This is a genomic window from Bacillus cereus group sp. BceL062 (assembly GCF_051780025.1).
In the GTDB taxonomy this organism is placed as follows: Bacteria; Bacillota; Bacilli; order Bacillales; family Bacillaceae_G; genus Bacillus_A; species Bacillus_A toyonensis.
The window spans coordinates 1-274 of the sequence record NZ_JBPWGY010000066.1 but is presented as its reverse complement, the minus strand read 5'-3'; the positions used below and the strand labels follow the sequence as shown (position 1 = coordinate 274).

The following is a 274-nucleotide window of genomic DNA, read 5'->3' as shown; positions in this document are numbered from 1 at the left end:
AACGTCCTACTCTCACAGGGACAAGGTCCCAACTACCATCGGCGCTAGAGAGCTTAACTTCCGTGTTCGGTATGGGAACGGGTGTGACCTCTCTGCCATCATTACCAGACTATATTCATTTAAGACAAGAATCATTTTAACTTATTCAACTTTTAAAGTCAATAAGTTTTTTATATTCTTTCAAAACTAGATAACATTGCTTCATATTATATGGTTAAGTCCTCGATCTATTAGTATTCGTCAGCTCCACATGTCACCATGCTTCCACCTCGAA

At 39.1% G+C, this 274-nt stretch carries 1 rRNA gene; it reads right to left on the bottom strand.

Features of this window, described 5'->3' with window-relative positions:
* Positions 1-109: ribosomal RNA gene (gene rrf, locus ACS2MN_RS31100) — 5S ribosomal RNA — on the bottom strand; the annotation flags it as partial.
* Positions 110-274: the final 165 nt, after the last annotated feature.